The following is a 3,860-nucleotide window of genomic DNA, read 5'->3' as shown; positions in this document are numbered from 1 at the left end:
ACAGGTAGGGGAGGTAGGGGAGGGAAGAACAGAAGTTTTTTCCGATCATTACCCGTCAAAATAAATTTGACGAACTACTAGGTTAGGGGTAGGGTCTTATTTTCAGATCTAACTAACCCACCCTACAATTAACGTCTATACTCATCTCCACAATCACCAATTAACTTATATAAATCTTTTGACTGTTCAGAAACTGCATCTATTTTCCCTATATCCTCAGCATCTAAATTGAAACTAAACACCCTAGCATTATCTGACAAATGTTCCGCTATTCCCAATCTTGCACCCACAATTACACCCCCAACTGCTGGCTGATTTAAAACGTAATTTACAGCCACATTTGCAATACTTACTTGATGTTTATCAGCAATGGTTTTTAAGGTATTTAGTAACTGTGCAAATAGTCCCCAACCACCCCAATTATCAATCATTTGTTTGTATTTTCTTAAACTGGTGGTATTTATTTCTAAGCCTTTAAGTTCTGGTTTATTCAAATACTTTTCTGATAACAAACCACCGCAAACACTACCATAGGTAAACAACTTAATATCATGTTCTTGACAAAATTTAACCATGTTTACCTGTGGTCTTCTGTCAACTAAAGAAAACTGCACTTGATTAGAAACAATCTTGATTCCTGCTTCCGTGATAATTTGCAAATGTTCCGTATCAAAATTAGTTAAAGCCAAATGTTTGATTTTACCTTCAGTTTGCAATTCTGCCATATATTTGAGAGCATCTAAATAATTAGCATCTCGATAATCCCACCAGTGGAACTGCATTAAATCCAATGATTTAACGTCCATTCTTCTCAAAGAAATATCAATATTTTCCTCAACCAACTTTTTCGTCATTTTCCCAGGACGAGGAACCCATTTTGTAAAAGCTTGGATATTATTAACAGCTTCTTCTCCACGAGTTGCTATCAGTTGACGACGAAACTCACCAATAAAATCTTCTGCTGGTCCATAATGATCTGCTAAATCCCAGGTTGTAAAACCAGCATCAACATATTGAAACATAGACTCAATCGCAGTTTTGGGGTTAATGCGTCCATGTCCACCGGAAACTTGCCACATTCCATTTAAAATTCGGCAAATTTTTAAGTCGGGAGTAAATTGTAAATAGCTTTCTTGAGGTAACATCATATTTTTTATCTTGTTATTTCCAGTCTTTTTCTGCTTGTTCCAAAACATAAGCTGCAACTTGTTGAATTTCCTCAGTTGTCAATCTTTTTTTATAAGCTGACATATTATTCTTACCATTAGTGACAATGGCTGTAATCGCTTCTAAAGAATCCATGCCATATTTTTTAAGTGCATTCTTTTTTAAGTTTTTACCGCGTCTAATGATATTTTCCCCATTAATATGACAACCAGCACAATGAAAACTAAAAATTTCTGCCCCTTTGGCTGTATCTAAAGCGTTAGCGGGTGAAGTGAAATTGATAGTCCACAAGCAAAATGTGCATAATATCAATACTATTAGTTTTTTCATAAGGCTTCAAAATCAGATATGAAGCCGATAAAGTTTGTACATTGTTCCTGAAAAGCTTCTGCTTCGCTGACATCCTCAATTTTATAGGACATAATGCGTTTTCCATCTGGCATTTTTTTAGAACCAATCAATTCAGCTTGGTAATTTTCTACCATTTTCTTAAATTCAACTCCGTACACTTTCCACGCTTCACCATCACAAGTGATATTTACCTGCCACATGATTTAAAATTTAGTTATTGACCAATATTGATTATTTCATAAATTGGCAACATTTAACCAAAAAATTCCTGGCGACTAGAAGTCGCGGCTATACAGACAAAACCCACCTGCGGGGGTTAAAAACTTCTAATTGCTGAATCTACGAAGGTAGACTTTGCTTGTGTAGCGTGGTGGAAGCATCTTTCTAATCGCCAAATACTTTGAAGTATCTAAAGATAGATATGATTTTATCTCTTTAGAGGGTGTTCATATCTAAAAAGAGTTCGCCATAATAATTGCAAGTGTTGTAATGAGATTTGTATTTAATATGACCACAAATAAGAACATTAAAGAACAAATTCAAATAGATTTACGCCAAGCTAAAGAAACAGGACAATTAAAAGCTGAACGCATTCGGGAAATTGTCAAATCTGCTGTTTCTCAAGTAGGTTCTGAGTTTCAAGAAGGTTCTCATGAACTGCGTAATTTAGTTAATGATGCTGTGTCTACTGTCATTGATAATTTACAAGAAAAAGGTAGTGAAGTTAAAGAAGGAGTGGTAGCTTCAATTGAAGGAGCGATGGAAGCGATAAATATTAGAAAACACTCAGATATTGTCAAGACTCAAGCCGAAATTAAGCAACTACAAGCTCAATTGGATAGGGAAGAAGAAGAACTACAAGCAGAAATTGAAGGAATTTTAACGAAGATAATCGAAACAAGTCAAGATAAATCAGCAGACACAAAAATTGCGATTGATTCAGCCATTGATTCTATCAAAGATAGTGAAGAAGTGGGATTATTAAAGAAACGCTATGCACAATTACAAGCACAGTCAGCAATTATTCGAGCCAATTTATCGGCACGTTATAGTGGAAGTGATCAAGAAGTACAGGATTATTTAAATGAAGCCAAACAATGGTGTGATAAATCCCATCCCAAAGCCGAATCTATCACAGCACAAGTAAAAGAAAGTTACTCACTTCTAGAAAAAAAATTGACAGATGCAGGTGCAGTTATAGCGAAAAAAGAACGTCAATTAAAACAAACTTTGCGTGAGTTACTATTAGCAACGGCTGATTTATTCAAAGATAAAGATATTCGTGCTTAATGAGTAACTATCCTTTAGATCCCCGACTTCTTAGAGAAGTCGGGGATCTAAATTCTTGTTGCTTGTTATACTTAATAAGTACCTTCCTCTCTATTAATATTTTCTTCATGCTTGACAATTACCCAAACTGCATGAATGCTACCAGGAAGCCAACCAAGCAGAGTCAGCAAAATGTTAATTAACAAAGTTGGACCAAAGCCAACGGTGAGAAAAACCCCCAAGGGAGGTAGAAATAAACCGATAAGTATACGCAGTAAGTTCATGGATATTTATTTCCTAGTTTTAAAGTTGGGTTTACCTATTGGCTATCTTGTAATTCAAAACCTTTTTCTGCGAAGTATTTACTGAGAAAGGTATTAGCTAAAGAAAGAACTACAGGACCGATAATAAAAGCAATTAATCCTTGAACTTGAAAACCTGGAACTAAAACTGATGCTAACCAAAAGCAGAGTCCGTTAACAATTAGGGAAAATCCACCTAATGTGAGATATGTCAAAGGTAAAGACAAGATATTAATGGTTGGTTTAACTCCACTATTAATTAAACCAATCACAACAGCGGCAATTAAAGCTGCCGGAAAATTAGCAATATCTACACCGGGAACAACTAAATCAACAATCAGCAAACTTAAAGCTGTAGCGAGTGCAATGAAAAAATATGACAACATTTTTTACCTCAGTAACAGCATTATCTGTGCTAATTACTATTTTCAAAGATAGACTAATATTTCACATCTTTTCTTAGATATAATCTTGATCTATCTTAGGTTAGATTAAATAACAAATTTTCAGTAAGATACCCGACTTCTCTAAGGGAACACCAAAAAATAAATTACCCAATTTTGTGGGATGGGCATCCTGCCCGTCCTTGATTATTAGCGGGCAAGACTTGTACTGAGCTTGTCGTTCGCGTAGCGTGGCGTTAGCCATAGTATGCCCGCACCACAAGAGATTTTTGGGTATTTTTTTAATTGGAAGTCCCTAAGAGGATGTTTGAAAAGTTTTTAATGTATAAATAAACCCCTCTCCAAACCTCTCCCCGATGCGGGGAGA

General features: G+C 35.5%; 6 protein-coding genes. 1 reads left to right on the top strand and 5 read right to left on the bottom strand.

Annotated features, from left to right (window positions below):
* Positions 1-128 precede the first annotated feature (128 nt).
* The 3 genes from IQ228_RS22875 to IQ228_RS22865 are packed head-to-tail and all read right to left on the bottom strand — an operon-like array spanning position 129 to position 1,718.
* Positions 129-1,148 (bottom strand): aldo/keto reductase, encoded by a 1,020-nt coding sequence (locus IQ228_RS22875; protein ID WP_193964547.1) that lies wholly within the window; start codon positions 1,146-1,148, stop codon positions 129-131.
* Positions 1,149-1,161: 13 nt separating this feature from the next.
* Complete coding sequence (petJ, locus tag IQ228_RS22870) at positions 1,162-1,497, bottom strand: cytochrome c6 PetJ (RefSeq protein WP_027402187.1); 336 nt, start codon at positions 1,495-1,497, stop codon at positions 1,162-1,164.
* The gene (locus tag IQ228_RS22865) at positions 1,494-1,718 is read right to left on the bottom strand and encodes a hypothetical protein (protein ID WP_027402186.1); all 225 of its coding nucleotides are present in this window, start codon (positions 1,716-1,718) and stop codon (positions 1,494-1,496) included. The genes petJ and IQ228_RS22865 overlap by 4 nt, the downstream gene beginning before the upstream one ends.
* 307 nt (positions 1,719-2,025) lie before the next feature.
* Between IQ228_RS22865 and IQ228_RS22860 the strand changes: the two genes are divergently transcribed.
* Positions 2,026-2,808: a hypothetical protein gene (locus IQ228_RS22860; RefSeq protein ID WP_035081653.1), complete on the top strand. Its 783-nt coding sequence runs from the start codon at positions 2,026-2,028 to the stop codon at positions 2,806-2,808.
* Between the two features lie 71 nt (positions 2,809-2,879).
* On the opposite strand, the gene IQ228_RS22855 is transcribed toward IQ228_RS22860, so the two are convergent.
* Together IQ228_RS22855 and IQ228_RS22850 are read right to left on the bottom strand one after the other, a co-directional pair.
* Positions 2,880-3,071 carry a YqaE/Pmp3 family membrane protein gene (locus tag IQ228_RS22855; protein WP_027402184.1) on the bottom strand — a complete coding sequence of 64 codons (192 nt, stop codon included), beginning with the start codon at positions 3,069-3,071 and terminating at the stop codon, positions 2,880-2,882.
* A gap of 35 nt (positions 3,072-3,106) precedes the next feature.
* Positions 3,107-3,475 carry a phage holin family protein gene (locus tag IQ228_RS22850; protein ID WP_039201081.1) on the bottom strand — a complete coding sequence of 123 codons (369 nt, stop codon included), beginning with the start codon at positions 3,473-3,475 and terminating at the stop codon, positions 3,107-3,109.
* Positions 3,476-3,860 lie beyond the last annotated feature (385 nt).

This window comes from Dolichospermum sp. LEGE 00246, from assembly GCF_015207865.1.
GTDB classification, from domain to species: Bacteria; Cyanobacteriota; Cyanobacteriia; order Cyanobacteriales; family Nostocaceae; genus Dolichospermum; species Dolichospermum heterosporum.
The sequence above is the reverse complement of the archived record's forward strand: the minus strand, read 5'-3'. Positions and strand labels throughout refer to the sequence as shown.

Bases quoted from the DNA above. Each gene is read 5' to 3' on its own strand.
- IQ228_RS22875 (WP_193964547.1), bottom strand. From the start codon at position 1,148: ATGATGTTACCTCAAGAAAGCTATTTACAATTTACTCCCGACTTAAAA.
- petJ (WP_027402187.1), bottom strand. From the start codon at position 1,497: ATGAAAAAACTAATAGTATTGATATTATGCACATTTTGCTTGTGGACT.
- IQ228_RS22865 (WP_027402186.1), bottom strand. From the start codon at position 1,718: ATGTGGCAGGTAAATATCACTTGTGATGGTGAAGCGTGGAAAGTGTAC.
- IQ228_RS22860 (WP_035081653.1), top strand. From the start codon at position 2,026: ATGACCACAAATAAGAACATTAAAGAACAAATTCAAATAGATTTACGC.
- IQ228_RS22855 (WP_027402184.1), bottom strand. From the start codon at position 3,071: ATGAACTTACTGCGTATACTTATCGGTTTATTTCTACCTCCCTTGGGG.
- IQ228_RS22850 (WP_039201081.1), bottom strand. From the start codon at position 3,475: ATGTTGTCATATTTTTTCATTGCACTCGCTACAGCTTTAAGTTTGCTG.